Source organism: Fluviicola sp., from assembly GCF_039596395.1.
GTDB lineage: Bacteria > Bacteroidota > Bacteroidia > Flavobacteriales_D > Crocinitomicaceae > Fluviicola.
The window spans coordinates 1,608,159-1,627,430 of sequence record NZ_JBCNJT010000001.1; the positions used below are offsets into that span (position 1 = coordinate 1,608,159).

19 protein-coding genes are annotated in these 19,272 nt (G+C 42.1%); 4 read left to right on the top strand and 15 right to left on the bottom strand.

Annotated features, from left to right (window positions below; genetic code table 11):
- Positions 1–173: 173 nt before the first annotated feature.
- Both ABDW02_RS07120 and ABDW02_RS07125 read left to right on the top strand, forming a co-directional pair.
- Positions 174–1,040 carry an RNA polymerase sigma factor RpoD/SigA gene (locus ABDW02_RS07120; protein WP_124745751.1) on the top strand — a complete coding sequence of 289 codons (867 nt, stop codon included), beginning with the start codon at positions 174–176 and terminating at the stop codon, positions 1,038–1,040.
- 94 nt (positions 1,041–1,134) lie between these two features.
- On the top strand, positions 1,135–2,583 hold the full coding sequence (locus ABDW02_RS07125; protein ID WP_343633553.1) for a glyceraldehyde-3-phosphate dehydrogenase: 1,449 nt from the start codon (positions 1,135–1,137) through the stop codon (positions 2,581–2,583).
- Between the two features lie 83 nt (positions 2,584–2,666).
- Here the strand turns inward: ABDW02_RS07125 and ABDW02_RS07130 are convergent, their stop codons facing one another.
- From ABDW02_RS07130 to ABDW02_RS07190, 13 genes are all read right to left on the bottom strand, one after another.
- The gene (locus tag ABDW02_RS07130) at positions 2,667–3,227 is read right to left on the bottom strand and encodes a hypothetical protein (RefSeq protein WP_343633555.1); all 561 of its coding nucleotides are present in this window, start codon (positions 3,225–3,227) and stop codon (positions 2,667–2,669) included.
- Positions 3,228–3,247: 20 nt separating this feature from the next.
- Positions 3,248–5,593: a TonB-dependent receptor gene (locus ABDW02_RS07135; protein WP_343633557.1), complete on the bottom strand. Its 2,346-nt coding sequence runs from the start codon at positions 5,591–5,593 to the stop codon at positions 3,248–3,250.
- Positions 5,594–5,648: 55 nt separating this feature from the next.
- Positions 5,649–5,981, bottom strand: a complete 333-nt coding sequence (locus ABDW02_RS07140; protein ID WP_343633559.1) for a hypothetical protein — start codon at positions 5,979–5,981, stop codon at positions 5,649–5,651.
- A gap of 150 nt (positions 5,982–6,131) precedes the next feature.
- Entirely contained in the window at positions 6,132–6,578 is a 447-nt protein-coding gene (locus ABDW02_RS07145; protein WP_343633561.1) for a hypothetical protein, read from the bottom strand.
- A gap of 88 nt (positions 6,579–6,666) precedes the next feature.
- On the bottom strand, positions 6,667–7,080 hold the full coding sequence (locus ABDW02_RS07150) for a hypothetical protein (RefSeq protein WP_343633563.1): 414 nt from the start codon (positions 7,078–7,080) through the stop codon (positions 6,667–6,669).
- A 108-nt stretch (positions 7,081–7,188) separates the two neighbouring features.
- A complete protein-coding gene (locus ABDW02_RS07155) occupies positions 7,189–7,839 on the bottom strand; it encodes a hypothetical protein (RefSeq protein WP_343633565.1) in 651 nt (216 codons plus the stop codon).
- Between the two features lie 16 nt (positions 7,840–7,855).
- Positions 7,856–8,710, bottom strand: coding sequence for a hydroxymethylglutaryl-CoA lyase (locus tag ABDW02_RS07160; RefSeq protein WP_343633567.1), 855 nt, complete (start codon positions 8,708–8,710; stop codon positions 7,856–7,858).
- Positions 8,703–9,752, bottom strand: coding sequence for a quinone-dependent dihydroorotate dehydrogenase (locus tag ABDW02_RS07165; RefSeq protein ID WP_343633569.1), 1,050 nt, complete (start codon positions 9,750–9,752; stop codon positions 8,703–8,705). Before ABDW02_RS07165 ends, ABDW02_RS07160 begins: the two co-directional genes overlap by 8 nt.
- An 86-nt stretch (positions 9,753–9,838) precedes the next feature.
- On the bottom strand, positions 9,839–10,693 hold the full coding sequence (locus tag ABDW02_RS07170) for a hypothetical protein (protein ID WP_343633571.1): 855 nt from the start codon (positions 10,691–10,693) through the stop codon (positions 9,839–9,841).
- A 374-nt stretch (positions 10,694–11,067) separates the two neighbouring features.
- On the bottom strand, positions 11,068–11,988 hold the full coding sequence (locus tag ABDW02_RS07175; RefSeq protein WP_343633573.1) for a hypothetical protein: 921 nt from the start codon (positions 11,986–11,988) through the stop codon (positions 11,068–11,070).
- A gap of 122 nt (positions 11,989–12,110) precedes the next feature.
- On the bottom strand, positions 12,111–12,692 hold the full coding sequence (locus ABDW02_RS07180; protein WP_343633574.1) for a sigma-70 family RNA polymerase sigma factor: 582 nt from the start codon (positions 12,690–12,692) through the stop codon (positions 12,111–12,113).
- A gap of 161 nt (positions 12,693–12,853) precedes the next feature.
- The gene (locus ABDW02_RS07185; protein WP_343633576.1) at positions 12,854–13,825 is read right to left on the bottom strand and encodes a cytochrome c peroxidase; all 972 of its coding nucleotides are present in this window, start codon (positions 13,823–13,825) and stop codon (positions 12,854–12,856) included.
- 43 nt (positions 13,826–13,868) lie between these two features.
- On the bottom strand, positions 13,869–14,642 hold the full coding sequence (locus ABDW02_RS07190; RefSeq protein WP_343633579.1) for a methyltransferase domain-containing protein: 774 nt from the start codon (positions 14,640–14,642) through the stop codon (positions 13,869–13,871).
- Positions 14,643–14,709: 67 nt separating this feature from the next.
- Here ABDW02_RS07190 and ABDW02_RS07195 point away from each other — a divergent pair, with 67 nt between their 5' ends.
- Both ABDW02_RS07195 and ABDW02_RS07200 read left to right on the top strand, forming a co-directional pair.
- Positions 14,710–16,812: a S9 family peptidase gene (locus tag ABDW02_RS07195; RefSeq protein ID WP_343633581.1), complete on the top strand. Its 2,103-nt coding sequence runs from the start codon at positions 14,710–14,712 to the stop codon at positions 16,810–16,812.
- Positions 16,805–17,842 carry a DUF4421 family protein gene (locus tag ABDW02_RS07200; protein ID WP_343633583.1) on the top strand — a complete coding sequence of 346 codons (1,038 nt, stop codon included), beginning with the start codon at positions 16,805–16,807 and terminating at the stop codon, positions 17,840–17,842. The genes ABDW02_RS07195 and ABDW02_RS07200 overlap by 8 nt, the downstream gene beginning before the upstream one ends.
- A 165-nt stretch (positions 17,843–18,007) precedes the next feature.
- Here ABDW02_RS07200 and ABDW02_RS07205 read toward each other — a convergent pair whose 3' ends face one another.
- Both ABDW02_RS07205 and ABDW02_RS07210 read right to left on the bottom strand, forming a co-directional pair.
- Complete coding sequence (locus ABDW02_RS07205; RefSeq protein WP_343633585.1) at positions 18,008–18,460, bottom strand: hypothetical protein; 453 nt, start codon at positions 18,458–18,460, stop codon at positions 18,008–18,010.
- On the bottom strand, positions 18,457–19,251 hold the full coding sequence (locus tag ABDW02_RS07210; protein ID WP_343634252.1) for a (Fe-S)-binding protein: 795 nt from the start codon (positions 19,249–19,251) through the stop codon (positions 18,457–18,459). Before ABDW02_RS07210 ends, ABDW02_RS07205 begins: the two co-directional genes overlap by 4 nt.
- Positions 19,252–19,272: the final 21 nt, after the last annotated feature.

The window sequence follows — 19,272 nt, forward strand, 5'->3', positions numbered from 1 at the left end:
TCCGTTCCGGAAATCCCGTATTTACGGACACTGTATGAATAAATTGTTAAGGCATGGTTTTTGAGCGATGAAAATCTCTTGAAAATCTGCCTTTTTTATTTGGAAATCACTTCCATTTCGTCGTAACTTTGCAGCCTGATTTTCATTAATCGTTATTAAACGAAGTTCATTACATGAGACAACTTAAGATTACAAAATCGATTACCAATCGTGAGAGCCAGTCATTAGACAAGTATCTTCAGGACATTGGTAAAGAAGAGCTAATCACCGCCGAGGAAGAAGTAGAATTGGCGCGAAAAATCAAACAAGGCGATCAACGAGCACTAGAGAAATTAACCCGTGCAAACTTACGTTTCGTCGTGTCTGTAGCAAAACAGTATCAAAATCAAGGATTGACATTACCCGATCTTATCAACGAAGGGAATTTAGGTTTGATCAAAGCTGCACAGAAGTTTGACGAAACGCGTGGATTTAAGTTCATCTCGTACGCTGTTTGGTGGATTCGTCAATCTATCTTACAAGCATTGGCAGAGCAAGCACGTATTGTTCGCCTACCTTTAAATCAAGTTGGTTCCTTAAACAAGATCAACAAAGCATTTTCAAGACTGGAACAAGAATTCGAAAGACCTCCTTCAGCGGAAGAATTAGCAGAGGCTTTGGAAGTTCCGGAAGATAAAATCAAGGAAAGCTTAAATGTTTCCGGTCGTCACGTATCTATGGATGCTCCTCTTTCTTCTTCCGAAGATGGTGGTACATTGATGGATGTTATGGCAAACACGGATTCACCGAAAGCTGACCATGCATTGATGGCTGAATCGCTTCAAAGAGAGATCGAGCGTTCATTGAGCACTTTGACAGATAAAGAACGTGAAATTATCCGTTTGTTCTTCGGAATCGGGATGAACCACGGTTTGACGCTGGAAGAGATCGGTGCCAAGTTTAACCTGACACGTGAGCGTGTCCGACAAATTAAGGAGAAGGCGATCAGACGTCTTCGACATACTTCTCGAAATAAGTTATTGAAAGCATATTTAGGATAAGAAAAAAGGCTGTCTGCTAACGCGGGCGGCCTTTTTTGCTTTATACACATGCTATTGCATTGAAAACAATTACAAATAAATATACCCGTTAAGAATGGAAGCTGCATTAGGCTATGAAAAAGAGTTAAACATGCACGTTCAAAAAGAACGCGCTGCTGTTAAATTGTCAAGTCACGTTGGTGAATTGCTTTATGACAAAGGAATCGAATTGGTTTTGTTCCGTAATCACCTTACAGACACTACGATTTCCGAGATCCTGAACTTGCACGAATATGCAAAGAACGTTGTAAAGAAACCTATCGACATTGAGACAACAGCTGCTTTGGCAGAAGAGTTGTTGAAGATGGATTTGGCTCCGGCTAAAATCGACATCGGTAAATTATCCAGCGAGTGGATTGCCGAAGGAAGTGCTTATGATTCAAAAGCTTCTTTCGTTGCTGCTAAATTGGGGAATTTCTCCAGTGCTTCCGGTTCTTTGGAACCAAGAGACGTAGTTTTGTATGGTTTCGGGCGTATCGGGCGTTTGGCCGCTCGTGAGTTGATCAAACAAGCTGGTAAAGGTCAGCAATTGCGTTTGCGTGCGATCGTTACACGCGGTGCAAGTGACAAAGACATCGTAAAACGTGCTGCTTTGTTGCGTTCTGATTCTGTTCACGGTGCTTTCAAAGGAAGTGTTGTAGAAGATTTGGATAACAAAACATTGATCATCAACGGACAAATCGTTCACATGATCGACGCTTCCAACCCGGAAGAAGTGGATTACACCAAATATGGGATCAATAACGCATTGGTTATCGATAACACAGGTGTTTACACAAACCGCGAAGCTTTATCCAAACACATGGCTGCCAAAGGAGTTTCCAAAGTGCTTTTGACTGCTCCGGGGAAAGAAATTCCAAACGTAGTTTACGGAATCAACCAGGGAACATTGGACGTAGAGAACGAAACGATTTATTCTGCTGCTTCTTGTACAACCAACGCGATCTCCCCTGTTCTTAAAGTTGTAAACGACGCTTTCGGAATCGTAAAAGGACACATCGAAACAGTTCACGCATACACGAATGACCAGAACTTGCTGGATAACATGCACAAATCTTCCCGCCGCGGACGTTCTGCTGCTATCAACATGGTAATCACGTCAACAGGTGCAGGTGCTGCTGTAACGAAAGTAATTCCTGATTTGAAAGATAAATTGACTGCAAACGCAGTTCGTGTACCAACTCCAAACGGATCATTGGCTATCCTTTCTTTGGAATTGAAAAACGGAACAACTATCGAGGACGTTAACAACGTAGTCAGAAAAGCTTCTTTGGAAGGTGATTTGGTAAACCAGATCTTCTACTCTTACGATCCGGAATTGGTATCCAGCGATATCATCGGGAATACGTGTTGTTCCGTATACGATTCTCACGCAACAATTGTATCTCCTGACGGAAAGAACGTAGTTCTTTATACGTGGTACGATAACGAGTTCGGATATACCAAACAAGTTATCCGCCTGGCGAAACACATTACAAAAGTTCAGCGTTTGATTTATTATTAATCAATCATTGTATTGACATATAAATAACAGTAGGGACGCGAAGCATCACGTCCCTACTGTTTTTGTAACATCCCAGTGTTTTATTATTGAATGATCGTATGAAAATTCAATTCAATATCCGTTTCTCCCGGATCGCATAACCCGTTCTTCACTCCCGGCTGATGTCTCAATCGAATGGTCGAAGTTCCTGTAGAAGCATTTCCCAGCGCCCATTGACTGGTGATCCCGATCGGGTGATTGTTTGCGTCGAGATCCGTTCTCGTGATCACCGCATTCAACCCGCTTGTCAGGTCGAAGCAAAACAAATGGTCCACACCTTCCTCTTCTACTTCTTCCGTAATATTCTGAACCGGAATAGCAGCTTCATTCAACAAAGTAATGGTTGCATTATACGTTGCATTGGCCACCAAACGGATCGTATCAAAAACTGTCGGGTTATTTCCTCCCGGACCGTCGATGTCTACAAATTGTGCTTCCACGGTTGGCAACACGCCATTTGTATCCGTAAACACAATCTTAAAAGTCGTGATCAACTCCTGTTCATTCGGATTCGTGGGATTTTCCACTTCTTTTTTCTTCTCTTTTTTACAAGCTGTTGCCACTAAAGCAAATACACTTAAAATCAATACGATATTTTTCATCATTCATTTTTTTTAGATTCTTACTATTCAGCCTTGGCTGATTGCTTGTTTGTTTTTTTGTTCATTGCAAATGGAACCAATACTTTAATGGTCCAGTTTCTTCCCAATTCATCCGTGAAATACCTGAAACGGTTCATGTAATCCCGGTAACTTAAATTAGTCAGGTTCGAGCATCCCAAAACAACCTGGAAACTCTCACCGTTATTCATCTTTTTGATAATCCCTGCTTGTGCACTCAGCAAATCATATCCTTTCGGCGGCGCCACATAATCCGAATTTGCCACGTACCGTTTTTGCCTGAATACATCCAGTAATTCCACTTCGAAAAAATAGTTCATGCTTGTTCCTGGTCTTACGGTAGAAAAACGCAAACGCTGCGTGATCCGGTTTGAAGGCATCCCATACAAATACTGATCGGTTCTCAAATCCGTTCCCAGTAATAAATTTCCCTGGAACTGGTACGAAATGTATTTCCCGATCGGAATTTCCAGCCTTCCGTTTAAACCGGTAATCTGCACATTCGACTGTACGTAATGAAACACCGGGAAGGCACCGATAATTGTCAGCATGGGCGGAAGTGACGGTTGAAGATTGATGTAGCCGTCGAAATAGTTGTAAAATACCGATAAATCGACTTTTGCAATGTGTGATTTGTACTGTACTCCCAGCTGGGAATTGTAGACGGTTTCCTTTTTCAGCTGCGCGTCACCAATTTCAATAGATGCAGCACCGTGATGCAATCCGTTGCTGTACAATTCATTGATGGAAGGTGGGCGCCAGGCTGTTCCCAGGTTTAAACGCACAATCCAGTGATGTCCCAAAAGCCGTGAAACTCCTGCAGAAGCACTCGGGTTTTGAAAAGTTTTAACCGGTTTTGTGAGTACATCTTCGTCGTAGACAAACACCTGCAATTTCGAATAATCGTAACGTGCGCCGAAGTCAATGAGCCAGAACTCATTTTCGTAAGTTCCCAAATAATACCCTCCGAACTGCAATTTCTTAAAGTTCGGGATGAAAAACCTGCCGGAATACGCATTGCTTTGCTCCAGGCCCGAAAGGCCAAAAACACTTTTAAACCGGGCAGAATGTTTGATCTCTGTTTTCAGGTCCAGGGAATTTGTCCAGAGATTCAATTCAAACGCCGGTAAATTCAAAGCGGCAATGCTGTCATTGTAAGCTTTGTGTAAATCGTATTCCTGTCTTAAATTGAATTGATATCCGTAAACGAGACTTGTCCGGATGTTCTTGTTCCAATTGTAAGCCAGATGGACTTTACTCAAATCGTGCTGCACCAATTGCTTCGGGTTTTCCAGCTGATAGGTAAAATACCCGGAATCTTTCGGAACCGAAGCTTCGAAAGCCGCTTTTAGATCGGACAAATTCCCGATATGAGATCCGGTGAAAATTCCCAGGTTGGTGGAATACTTCGTATAAAATGCGTCCATTTCAAACTTTGCTCCCTGGTAACCGATCGCTGCACTGTAACTGTATTCATTGGAAGCCGTGTTTTTGATCCAGTAATCAGGCGCTTTCTGAGTGCCCGAAATCCTTCCTGTTCCATGAACACGATACGCCCATTTCCCGGATTTTGTAAACGAACCGGCTACCAACCCGGAGATTCCGCCTCCCCGGCCATTGCTGTTTCCATTCAGCTTTACCCAGCCCGCAGTATTTTTGTGATAGCGCAGCTCATCCGGTGAAACAAGGATTACTCCTCCTATTGCATCTGTCCCGTACTGCAAACCGGATGCTCCCTGGATTACGGTTAAGTTTCCCGCAAGATTCGGATCGATTTCAGGAGCATGTTCACTTCCCCACTGCTGCCCTTCCTGGCGAATTCCGTTATTGACAACCACCAGGCGGTTACTGTGCATTCCGTTGATAACCGGCTTCACAATCGAAGATCCGGTACTCAGGCTCGTTACTCCCGGAAAACGGATCAGTTGCTCCCCCAGGGTATTTCCTTTAATTTGGGAAATATCATTGGTTTTCAAGGTCATTTTTTCCTGGGATTCTCTCGGAAAACGGTAAGCTTCGATCAATAATTCATCCAGTTCCATCTGGTGGGTTTCCACCTTAAATGTGATGAAATCATTGTAAGGAATGAATATAACCGAATCTGCCGGTTCACAGCCAAAATGAGGAACACAGCGCAGGGTCAGTTTTCCAGGACATAAGTTGTCAAAGCGGAAAAAACCCAGTGAATCCGTCTGAACGGTTTGCGTAGCGATAGAAACCCGCGCATCCGGAATAACCTGGTCGGTATGCATATCACGCACCTGACCGGCTATCGAATAGGTATACGCACAATTTTGTGAATATGCCAAAAAGGAGCAGTAAATAAATACTCCCAATAAATATATTTTCATGCAAATTGAATGATGTTAAGGAACCACAAGCTTCAGCATCACAGCTGATTCTTTCTTAGCTTAACTCATTCACAGGCGGGCCGCGAAGTGATAAATGGGTGTCTTTTACCGGTAATTCACAACGTGTATAATCACTGAATAAGAAATCAAAGGAAAGCGTCAAACGGATTTCAACACTACCTGTTTCGTGGAAAAGAAGCGGAAGCTGCAAATCACACAATCCACATTTTTCAATGCCTTGCTTAAAGGTCAGCTTGTGTGAATGATCGCTTGTTTGTTTAATCGTGTGGTCATGAGCAAAAGCATGCCAGTTGTTTATCGGCACCAGGAATCCCAGGAAACCGATCAGCAAAATGGAAGAAAGAATCCGTACCGCTGATTTACTCATGGAGCAAAAATAAACTAAATGCAATTTAATTGCAATAAGAGATCTAAAAAAAATTCTCCAAAAACAGAAGGCACGCGATTAATCGCGTGCCTTCAAAATTCTCATTATAATCTGCTACCGCAGATCCAGAATCAAAAGCGATACCTTTTCTTATTTCTTCAACCCATTTTGCTTCAGGCATTTCATCACCTTCCTGTCGTGTTTTGCACGTTCTTCCGGTGTGGTATTCGGAGTTGTGAGTAATTCTTTGCACTTATTATCCACGTATTCCCATCTGGCCATCAATTTTTCTTCCTGTTGCGGGGTCATTTTTCCCTTCTCAAACGCATCATTGATTGAATCATTGGCAACAACACAGGTACAGAAATCCCACTGTTCACCGTATTTCTTTACGATTTTTTCGTGATTCTCCTTGTTTTCTACCGCAACTGATTTTTTCTCTGTAATCGTATCCTTCAGGGCCGTTTCCAAATTGTCGGTTTTAACAATAGTATCTTGTTTATTTTCAGGTTCGCAATCTTTACAAGGTTCATTGGAACCACAGGAAACCAGGAATAAACCAAGGAATAAAAATTGAAAATATACTCTTTTTTTCATAAGGTTGAGTTACAGGCAAATATAGAAAGAATGTCTTGATGCGCAAGCTGTAACTATTCACTCAAATTGACATCTCAAACGCCCAAATCTAATATTCAGGAAATGGAATCAACACGATGGTGTATTTGTAGGAATTATTTTTAGGTTTAAGAACAATCCTTCTGCGAGACATGCTTACGATTTCAAATACCAGGTTTTTCCTGGTTCCGACAAACCCGAATTCCTTCTTCGCTTCATCAAGCCAGTAAGATCTTTTAATTCCGGGTTTTGTTCCCAGGGTTTTCAACGTATGGAAATATGCATTCCTGGATTCATGAAAAACAATGATTTCCTTGTATTCGATCTGAAGCGGTGTATAATCCTTATCGCCATCCAATTGCTTATCCACCAGCCAGACTTTCGAGGAATTATCATGTACCAGAATGTAATGATCAATGGGTTCGATGTGTGTATCGCCACAAGCGCTCAGGATCAGAAGCAGAAATACAAGCTTTAGTTTCATCAGTTGAATTTAAAATGACAATCGAGAAGTTGTTCTTACCCTTAAAGTTGTTTTTATCGATCTGTCTCAACAGACGCCCTCTTTCAATTGTACATTTTCAATTTTAAATTAAAAGATCATATCGTTCCGGTCCAGGATTTTCTTGATCTCCACTCCCATCGAGTCGATAAATTCAGCCTTTACTCTTCTTGGAACGTCTTCATCGATCACTTCACAGTTCACATAATTGTATTTACCGTCTTTCCACCTGAACAAGCAATTGTAGTAGGTAATATTCCCGTTGATATTATCCGGGAAACGGATCACCAGATCGTTGTATCCTGAAGCCGATTTGCGTTCTTCAATCAGGTTTCCGTTAAATCCGTTCAGTTTCACCAACACATCATCTTCACGCTCGAAAATCAATAATCTTCTCAACGGGAAACCGTTTACTCCGGCCTTGATGAGCAATTTGAAACCGTCTTTCAGCGGAGTTTCGTTATTCAATTTAAAGAACCGGAAGTATTTCGGGCTGCAGGTCGGGTGTTCCGGATCATCATCAGAGGTGGCTTTCGGGTCACACAAATGCAACTCTTTCAGCAAATCTGCTTCTACTTTCGAAGAAAACGCATTGGCGTTAAAATCCGTGCTGATTGTATTATCGGTATTTTCCTTAGGGGTTGTGTGTCTTTTTTCGATTGTAATTTCGTCGTCTGCTGCATCATCACATGAAAATGCAAGAAAGAGAACAGGAAGGAGGTATACCAATTTGAATCTCATGGGGAGTTTTAACTTATTAATGAAAGATTTTAGCAGAAGTTACAAATGCTTCCGAAAACTTGACGGGATCTATTCCGGTATCAATTCCCTGCTCTTTGAACCAGTCAAGCATGCTTTCCGTAGGCATGTTTCCGGTCAGTTCATCTTTTGCCATCGGGCAACCACCGTAACCTCTCACTGCTCCTTCAAAATACCGGCAACCGGCTTCATAAGCTGCTTGTGTTAACTGAACCGCATTTTCCTTCAACGTATGCAAATGCGCTGAGATTTGAATGTTTGAATACTCTGTTGAAACCGTTGAAAATACCTGTTTTACCAGTTCAGGAGTCGCCACCCCGATGGTGTCTGCCAAAGAAAGACGGGAAACTTCAAACAATTGCGTCAATCGTTCCGCCCATGTGACGATCAAATCCGGAGACCATGCATCTCCATATGGATTTCCAAAACCCATTGAAAGGTAGAGCATCAGTTCTTTGTCTTCTTTGTGACAGATATTAGCGATTGCTTCTACCCTTCTCAAAGATTCTTCGATCGTAGCATTCGTATTTCTCAGCTGGAATGTTTCCGAAATACTGAAAGGATAGGCTAAAAAATGGATCCGCTCAAATCTGGCGGCATCTTCGGCTCCTCTTTCATTCGGAATAACGGCCAGTAATTTGGTTTCGCTCTCGTCCAGTCCTTCCAATACCTTTGGCGTGTCCTGCATTTGAGGGATTGCCCTGGGAGAAACGAAACTTCCGAAATCCAGGGTGTCAAAACCACATTTCAACAAATGGTTCAAATAATTAATCTTATCTGCAGTATCAATCCAATCTTTGATTCCCTGCATAGCATCTCTCGGACACTCAGTAATGAAGACGCGATTATCCATGTGCAATTTTCTTTCTTTCTTTTAGAACCGCTTTATTTATTCGCTTTACCAAAGCAGGTCCTTTGTAAATAAATCCGGAATAAATCTGAACCAAACTGGCACCGGCAGTTAGTTTCTCAATAGCGTCTTCTGCAGAATAAATTCCCCCGACACCAATGATCGGGAATGCTCCATTGGACTTTTGAAACAAGTAACTGATTACTTCAGTTGCACGTTTTGTTAAAGGCCTTCCGGAAACTCCTCCTGCACCAGTAGATTCGATTATGCTGCTTGAAGTTACTAAATTTCCTCGTTCAATGGTTGTGTTTGTAGCAATAACTCCCGCAATTTTTGTTTCGCTAACAATGTTAACAATGTCATCTAATTGGGAATCAGTCAGGTCCGGAGCGATCTTTAAAAAGATTGGTTTTGAAGATTTAATATTGGCGCGCTCGTCCATTAAAGTCTGAAGTAACCGGGTCAAAGGCTCTTTATCCTGCAACTCCCGCAGGTTTGGTGTATTGGGCGAAGAAACGTTGACTACAAAATAATCCACGTACTGTTCCAGGGCGTGATAACACTTCAAATAGTCGGAAGTGGCCTCTTCATTCGGCGTTACTTTGTTCTTCCCGATGTTTCCACCGATAATGCATTCCGGGTTTAATTTCTTCAAGCGTTCAACGATCACTTCGGCACCGTCATTGTTGAATCCCATGCGGTTAATAATCGCCTCATCTTCCAATAAGCGGAACAAGCGGGGCTTCGGATTTCCTTCCTGACCAACAGGAGTTACCGTTCCGATTTCCACAAATCCAAAACCACAGGCTGCCAATTCATTTATTCTCAGCGCATTCTTGTCAAATCCTGCCGCCAATCCAACCGGATTCGGGAAGGTAATTCCGGCAACCGTTGTTTCGAGCAATGGATTTTTAATGCAATAAATAGATTTCCAGATGGGTTTTACGAAAGGTACTTTGAGCCAGAAGCCAAGTAGTCTGAAGGTAAAATAATGAACTTTTTCGGGGTCAAACTTAAAGAGAAACCATCTAAGTATAGGGTACATTTTTTCAATTTGTACCAAAGGTAAAAACACAAAACGAGCTTATCAATAGACAAACCCGTTTTGTTAAAAGAATTTTAAAAATCGATTTAGAACTTCGCTCTGTAATGACGTTTTCCAAATTTCATCGGTCCGCTTCTGGATGAAGACTTGTACGTAATATTTCGTGTGACCATGATATTTACATAAAGGAATGCATCTTTTTGCTTGTCACCTCTCTGACTGCCCGGTTCAAATGCCGAAGGGTTGTTGGAAGGATTTGACAAGTAAGCTGCCTGTGGTCCGTAACTTGCTCCGATAATAGCCGGATCGTAGTATACACCATGAACATCATCAATATAATCCGAGAATGTTTTTACATAACATGCTTCCAAACCAATTCTCCACATACGGTTGATTCCCATTCTGAATCCGATTCCCAATGGAACCGTTGCTGTAATTCGTTTGTATTCTTCCGGTCCGCCAGGAAGTCCCTGACCTTCTGTATGTTTATCGTGTAAAGTTACCCAGCTTCCCTGGTACAAAGATTTCGGGTTGTAGTACATCGCTCCGATACCGGCGATAAAATACAATTGCTCATTGTGATCCGTAAAACCTTTTAATCCCGGAATGTTGTAACGGCGACCGATTTTTTCATTTGCCAGGACAATGATCTCAAATCGCTGGCTCAGCATCACGAAGAACGAACGGAAAGACAGATTTCTCATGTTTCGAACCGGTTCAGCGGTCAATGCATCATTACCGCGCAGCATCCCCAGGTTAACCATGGTTGACGTTGCGTAATAAGGATGAAAGCGATATCTGAATGATAAGGAACCTCCGACGTGCGTTGAATTAAAATCGATATCTTTCAAACTGTAATCCGTACCAATTTGATTCGCGCCTCCCAGGTCTCCTAAGAAACTGGTTGCGCCAAGACCGATAGAAATTTCTTTCTTGTTCATGGCCCAATTTCGTTGTGTATTGAAATTGGAATTCTGCGCAAGAGAAATTGTTGAAACTATAGATAAAATAGTTAGAGTTATGTATCTCATTCTAAAAATTTATGTTGTAGTAGAATCCACGATGCTAAATTAAGGTTTTTAAATAACAGCCACCTAAAAATTCTGTTGCTTTTTTTTAAAATGAGAGTGTTGATGAATAAGCAATGGGTTTTGTTGAATGAATTTTCACAAATCCAAAAAAAAATACAAGTCAAAAAATACGAAAACGAGTAAAAATCGATCACTTCACAGCCATATATCTGTCTAATTAATAATTCGTTAACATGCCCGCTTTCGAACTAGACTTTTAGGATGTAAACCGTTTGATCAGTTGTTTAAAACTTGGTTATTCTGGATTTATAAGTAATATTCCGTGTCAGCACCACGTTCACATAAAAGAATGCGTCTTTTTGCTTTCCTCCGCGTTGACTTCCAGGATTATAAGCCTCCGGGGTTTGGGACGGATTGGACAAATAAGCGGCGTTCGGCCCGTACACTGCCCCGATCATTGCCGGATCGTAGTATGAACCACTTACATCATCAATGTAATCGGAAAAAGTCTTTACGTATGTAGCTTCCATACCTATTCTCCACAAGCGGCTGATTCCCACTCTGAACCCGATTCCCATTGGAATGGAAGCCGTAATGCGTTTGTATTCCGCCGGGCCGCCTGAAAGTCCCTGCCCTTCCGTATGTTTATCGTGTAAAGAGGTCCAGCCTCCCTGGTAAGGCGCTTTCGGATTGAAATACATGGCCCCTATTCCTCCTATCAGATACAATTGGCCGTTGCGATCCGCAAATCTTCCGGATCTTTTTCTGTATCCAAGTCTTTCACTCGATAATATAATGAACTCAATCCGCTGGCTGAGCATCACGAAAAACGAACGAAAACTCAGGTTCCGCATATTTCTTGCCGCTTCTTCCGTATATGCATCACTTCCTCTCAGCATTCCTGCATTCACCATGGTAGACGTTGCAAAGAAAGGATGGAAACGGTACCTGTAAGAGAAAGAACCTCCGAAGTGCGTGGAGTTCAAATCGATGTGTTTCAAACTGTAATCGCTGACAATCTGATCCGCACCTCCCAGGTCTCCGAGGAAACCCGTTGCTCCCAACCCCAGGGAAAGTTCGTGTTTATTCATTGCCCAGTTACGCTGGGAATTTAATAATTGCGCATTGGAAATGGCAGAAACCATTCCAAAAACGGAAAGAATCACATACCGGATTCTGACATTCAGTGAATTCATGGCTTTCATGACAATAAGTTAATACTTTTAAAAAAAGTATCCAAAAAAAGCACTGCTTTTTTTGGAGTATCATCTGAAAGTCAAAAAGAAACAATAAAAAACCCCGGCGATGAATGCCGGGGCCGTTTCTTTTAAGCTGCGTATCTGCCTAAGAAGTGTTCTCTTAACTTCTCCAATGCACGGAAAGTTTTCACTTTCGCATTGTTTTCCGTGATACCGATTGATTCGCCGATTTCTTTGAAACTTAATTGTTCAAAAAAGCGCATTTCAATCAACTTCAATTGTTCTTCTTTTAATTTTTGCATTGCCGATAAAAGCAATGATTGATTGTGCTCAAATTCTTGATTATCAAAAAATAATGTGTCGAAAATTGGAATCTGAACATGTTCCATAGAAACGGTTCTGTTAGATTGCATTTCTCGATAGGATTGGTACAATTCGCTTTTGGCTATTCTGTAAAGCCAGGAACCGAAAGGTACTCCTCGGTCTTCATACTTCGATAAATTTTTAATCGCCTTGATAAAGACCTGCGAAGCGACATCGTGGGCTTGCTCCGGGTCTTCCATGCGTTGTTTCAAATAGCGAAGTATCGCATCATAATACTTGCGGTACAAAGGTTCGAATCTTGCCGGATCCTCCTTTGCCTGCATCACCCATACTTGCTCCTCCTGGAGAAGTTCCGGTGACTGGTGGAAATAGACATTAATTGCCATGGTATATTTGGATTTTGGGTTTGCATAATTTCTACATTGGGTATAACTAATATAACGGGATATTTTTCATTTTATTATGGAATCCGAAAAATACGACCGTATTTTTAACAGTTTTTCGACGAATAATACAATTAGTTCTATCAATTAAGTAGAATTATACTTTATTTCACTGCTGATGTGTCAATTAATGTCTTTAAAAAAGATTCCAACTGATTGATTTCCAAATCAGTCAAATGAAAAGGTTTGACAAGGGCGGATTTGTTCGGATGAGCAACTCCTCCTCTGGAATAATGCACAATGACTTCTCTAAGCGTAGGAATACTGCCATCATGCATGTAAGGAGCTGTCAAAGACACATTCCGAAGGCCCGGAACTTTAAACGCTCCCTTTTCTTCTTCCAAACCGTTGATGCGGTATCTTCCCTGGTCCGTTCCGTAATCGGTATAAAGTCCGTTACAAAGCACTTTATAATTGGTGAAATCCGGGCCGGAATGGCATTGGATGCAATACAGTTTTTCAGAGAACAATTTCCATCCTGCGGTTTCATTCGCATTCAAGGCGTGCTTCTCCCCTTTTCTGTACCGGTCAAATCGGCTGTTCCGGCTGATCAGTGTTCGTTCGTAAGTACTCAGTGCCCGCGTTATGACATACGCATCCAGTTTCCGCTTGAAAATCTGCTTTGCCAATTGGTTGTATTGCGGGTCTTTTGAAAGTTTTCGGATCACTTCTTTCATCGAACTGCCCATTTCCAGGTGATCCTGGATCGGAACAAGTGCTTGCTGCTCCAGTGTTTTTACTTCGCCGTCGTACATGTAACTTTTGGAATAAGCCACATTGAACAAACTCGATGCATTCCGCATGGCAAGCGACCCGTTTGTGCCACGACTTTTAGACAAACCATCCGTAAACGCTTTTTCAGGCCGGTGGCATGTTGAGCACGACATTTCGTTATTCTTAGACAACCGTTTATCGAAGAACAGTCTTTTTCCGAAGGCAATTTTCTCAGCCGTAACGGGATTTTCTTCCGGAAAAGGTATTCGGGATACAATCGGTTTTTCCGCCGGACCGGAACATTTCCAACCGAGAGATACTACCAGAAGCCCTGAAAAAAAGAAGTTCTTATTGAATTTCATAACACCTTAGCTTCTAAGTTACTATGAAAAAGAGAAAACCCGGCTATTTTTTTCTGACGATGTAAAGTATTTCGTCTTTCATCAATCGAAAACGCTCAATCTCTTCAGCCGAAATGGGATTATTTGCAAAAGCGATCTCCACTTCAAAACCTGCTTTCTCCAACCATTGCGGATAATCCATTCCAAATAAACGCACATGGTCTTTCTGCCAGAAATGCTTTTCACGTTCTTCCGGAGAAGTAATTGTCCAGTCTTCGTAAGTTTCAGCACGTGTGATGTCCTGCGGAACCTGCATAATTCCCCATGCTCCGGGTGCCATTACGCGGTATAATTCTTTCATACACTTTAATGCATCGTCTACGTGTTCCATCACGTGATTGCAAAAAACTACGTCAAAACGATTGTCTTCCAAAGGAATTTGGTGCAAATCAAAATGCATATCCGCAATCGGTGAAACCAGGTCGCCGGTTAAATAATCCAGGTTTTTCTGTGTTTTGAATTTCTTATGAAAACATTGTTCCGGTGCAATGTGAAGTACTTTTAAGTTATCGGCTGTAAAAAAGTTGCTCTCTCTCTTTAAATAAAGCCACATCAGGCGGTGTCTTTCCAATGTCAGGTCATACGGACAAAGGACATTTTCGCGATGTGACACATTCGACCCGTAGGACAGAAACTTTCTGAATTTTCGATCACATACTGGACATTCCACCTTATTTCCCTTATAAATTAAAGGTGCGAAGAGTTTAAAAACGTAGCTTAAACGGATTAAAAGCGGCCTTGGTAATTTATTCAGAAGAAATTTATATGCTTTTTTCATAAAACAAAGTTAATAAACTCGCGCAACCGACCCACCATTCTAAAAAGAGTTCTCTTAAATTTGTAGTATGAAGAATTTTTTCCGATTACTCTCATTGTTCTCATTTACTCCATTTATCGTGAATTCACAAACTCAGTTACTTCCCCCGGTTGCAAAAGAAATTCCCAAAGAATTGGTTAAGCACAATCATGTTCGTATTGATCCGTATTTTTGGATGAATGAGCGCGATTCGAAACCGGTACTGGATTATATTACTGAGGAAAACGCTTATTCGAAAGCTTTCTTTGATCAAAAGCAAAACCTGGTAAATACCTTTCTGCACGAATTTGATAACCGCATCAACCCCGAAGAAACAAGCGCTCCGTTTGAGATCCAGGGAAAAACCTTTCAATGGCGTCAAATCAAGGATGAAGATTACAGGCAGCTTATTTTGATCGAAGGGAAAAAGGAAAGCATTTATTTCGATGAAAACGCACTGGCGAAAGGAAATGACTATTATTCCCTGGGAGATTTCTCCATTTCTCCGAACAATGAATTGGTGGCTTTTTCACAGGATAAAATCGGGCGCCGCAATTACGCCATTTCGTTCCGGGAGAATAAAAGCGGGAAAATCCTGAAGGAACAAATTCCGGGAACAGACGGAAGTGTTTTGTGGGCAAACGACAACAAGACCATCTTCTACGTGAAGAAAGATCCGACTACGCTGCGTGAATTCCAGGTTTACAAACACGTTTTGGGAACCAGCAGTTCGAAAGACGAATTGGTTTTCGAAGAGAAAGACGAACGTTTTTACGTTTACATTACCAAAACCCTGGATAAAAAATTCATCCTGATCCATGTGGTAAGCAGCACCAGTTCCGAAACCTGGATGATTGATTCGGATAATCCTGCTCAAAAAGCAAGTTGTTTCCTGAAACGGGAAAAAGATCATTTATACGAGATCAATCACCATGAAAATGGTTTTTACATCGTGACCAATCAGAACAGTCCGAACAGGAAGCTCGTTTTTTCCAAAACCATTCCCGCTTCCATAGAAAGCTGTGAAGTATTGATTGCACACAAAAACGACGTTTACATCGAGGAAGTAGAAGTTTACAAAAATTTCCTCACGGTTCAGTCGCGCAAAATGGGAAGAACAGAAATTTCCGTGGGAAGTTTGAGAGCAACCGGTTTCTCTGTGATCTCTATGCCGGAAGAAGTCTACGAATTGAATTTCAGCTTCAACGAAAACTACGAATCCAAAGTGGTGAACTACCACTATACTTCCTTAACAACTCCGGGTTCGATCTACAAATACGACGTGGAAAGCAAGAAATCCGAACTTTTCTTCCAGAAAACCCTGATCGACAAAACTTTCAGTCCTGAAAACTATGTTTCCGCAAGAATTTGGGCTACAGCCAACGACGGCCAGAAAATCCCGATCTCTGTTGTCTATAAAAAAGGGATTGATCTGAAGAAAGCTCCGCTCCTGCTTTACGGTTACGGAAGTTACGGGGTAACGATTCCCGCAGCATTTTCGGCCACCCGGTTGAGTTTGCTCGACAGAGGTTTTGTGTATGCAATTGCTCACATCCGCGGAGGAAAGTTCCTGGGTGAAAACTGGTACCAAACCGGGAAGTTGAACCACAAGCGAAATACCTTCACGGATTTCATCAATGCCGCCGAATGGATGGCTCTGAAAGGGTATTGCGATCCGAATTCCATCTATGCACAAGGCGGAAGTGCCGGTGGTTTATTGATGGGTGCTGTAACGAATATGGCTCCTTATCTTTTTAAAGGAGTGATTGCGCAAGTTCCTTTTGTGGACGTGATGTCGACCATGCTTGATGAGAGTATTCCTTTGACTGTAGGTGAATACGAAGAATGGGGTAATCCGAATGAAGAAGATGCTTATTGGTATATGCTGAGTTATTCTCCTTACGACCACGTGCGGAAAATGGATTACCCGGCAATGCTGATAACAACAGGTTATCACGACTCACAGGTTCAGTATTGGGAACCGCTGAAATGGGTGGCAAAACTGAGAAAACACAACACCGGAACTGATCCGATCCTGTTTGATTGTACCATGAGTGCCGGGCATGGCGGAGGTTCGGGAAGATCTACCGAACGACTGGAAGTGGCCAAAGAATTTGCGTTTATATGTGCTATACAAGGAATAAATGAATAAAATCTTATTTCTCATATCGTTTTTAAGTGTCTTTGCCCTGAGCGCTCAAAGCCAGGAAGTTGACAGCTTATTGCCTTATCAGAAATATAAAAACAGGCTTGTTCTGTACTCGGATTTTGGATGGAGCACCGCCCCGATGTCCATTTCCTATCCTTTTCCGCATGGAATCAAACACGTTAAATTCCGGAATAACTTCAACCCCGTTCTGGGATTTGGTTTTTCCTACAAATGGATGTCATTGCGTTTCGGGATCACGCTTCCGAATTCTGTCCGTTCGAAGAATAAATTCGGGAAGACCAAGTATTACGATTTGGGTTTCGACTTCAGTTTCAAGAACATGTATTTTGACGTTGACTGGCATTTGTACCAGGGATATGCTTTAAAGAATGCCGATCGCTGGAATGATACGATCGGAAAAGACGAGCCGAACCTGATACGTGAAGATATCAACGCCTCCAGTGTTTCGATCAATGCCTGGCAGTTCTTTAAGAATGATTTCAAAATGTCGGCTTTCAGGGGAAAAACCGCTTCCTATCACCGCGATGTGCGGACGTTTTATTTGAAGTACACCACGAACTATCACGGAATTTCCTCCGCCCAGCCGATTTTACCGGTTGAATTGCAGGATTCTACCGAAAGCAAAACATCTTCCAGTGTCATTGCCGCTTTTGATGTGGGTGTTGTTCCCGGATATGCTTATGTGCGCAGATGGCGTATGTTCCAATTCGGAATAATGGGCGGTGTGGGATTGGTATTGCAATCCAAGATCTATACGTTTGATGAAACCACCCGGAGTTTTCTCGGACTAGCGCCGCGTGTGGATATTAAAATCATCGGCGGAATCAACAAACCGAAGTATTTCATCATGTTTGTGAGTGATTTCGACAACAAATCGATTTCTTTCAATGATTTCAGGTACAAGCAAACGTATTACTTCCTGAAACTGGTTGGCGGGGTCCGTTTAAATGTGAGTAAGAAAAAAGAAGCCCGGGAAGCTGCTGAGAAAAGAGCGAAAGAAACTACGAAGTAATTGCAGAGATTTAGACGTATCGAATATTCCACGCCTCACCGTTCAATAAACCACGCAAATTTTCAAATTTTCAAATTTGCCAGTTTGCCAAATGGCAACCGGGTTTAAGTTAAGCATGAAGCGTTAAGCTCAAAATCAATGATTATCAATCATTTAATAAAATCCCTAGTGATTCACCAAACTCGAAACAGGAACCTTCCAGGATTTTTTCCACTCGCCTACCGACATCACCATGTTGTTGTAAACCTGTACATCGGCATCCAATTTGTCTAATTCGGCATAGGAAGTAAAAAATTCTTCCCGACCGTTGTCCACCAACATTTTTAGGCGATTGAAGAATGAAATTCCCAATTCCTTTTCCAGGTGTTTGATAAAACGAACCGAACTGTCAATGGAACAACCGGAGGCATTTGCCTGGTCTTCATTCACGACAAGAATTAAATGGTAATCCCCCAAAACCGCTCCGTAAGCATTCAGCTTTGCACCATGCGCAGCCCACTCAGCCAGGAATGGAGGAAGGACTTCTTCAATCCATGCTTTTTCCGTCGCTGTTAATTTGCGATCGGACTGATAGCTCCACAAACGGGCATCATCCGGAAGTTGGTCAAAAGGAATCATAATTCAGCTGCGTTTGCAATCAATTCCGCCACATCCAATACCTGGATCTCGTGTTCTTTGTTGAAGTTTTTCACTCCATCGGTCATCATGGTATTACAGAAAGGACAACCGGTTGCAATGATAGAAGCATGGGTTTCCAGAGCATCTTCCGTACGTTCTACGTTTACTTCCTTGTTTCCTTTTTCAGCTTCCTTGAACATTTGAGCACCACCTGCACCACAACACAATCCGTTTGTTTTGCAGCGTTTCATCTCTACCAGTTCCGCATCCAGTTTCTCAATCAGAACACGCGGTGCTTCGTATACATCGTTTGCTCTTCCCAAATAACAAGGATCGTGGAATGTGATTTTCTTTCCTTTGAAAACACCGCCGTCTTTCAGCGATAATTTTCCGGAATTAATCAATTCCTGGATCAGTTGCGTGTGGTGAATGACTTCGTATTTTCCGCCCAATTCCGGGTATTCGTTCTTCAAGGTATTGAAGCAATGCGGACAAGCTGTCACAATTTTTTTGACTTCATACCCATCCAATACCTGGATATTCATCATGGCCTGCATCTGGAATGTAAACTCATTCCCTGCACGTTTTGCCGGATCTCCGGTACATGATTCTTCTGCACCCAATACGGCAAAATTCACTTTACACTCGTTCAAAATACGAACCAGTGCTTTGGTGATCTTTTTAGCCCTGTCATCAAAACTACCCGAACAACCAACCCAAAACAGGATATCCGGGGTTTGTCCCTGCGCCATCATTTCGGCCATTGTCGGTACGTGTATCGTGCTCATAATCTTTTCTAAAATATGTTCAAA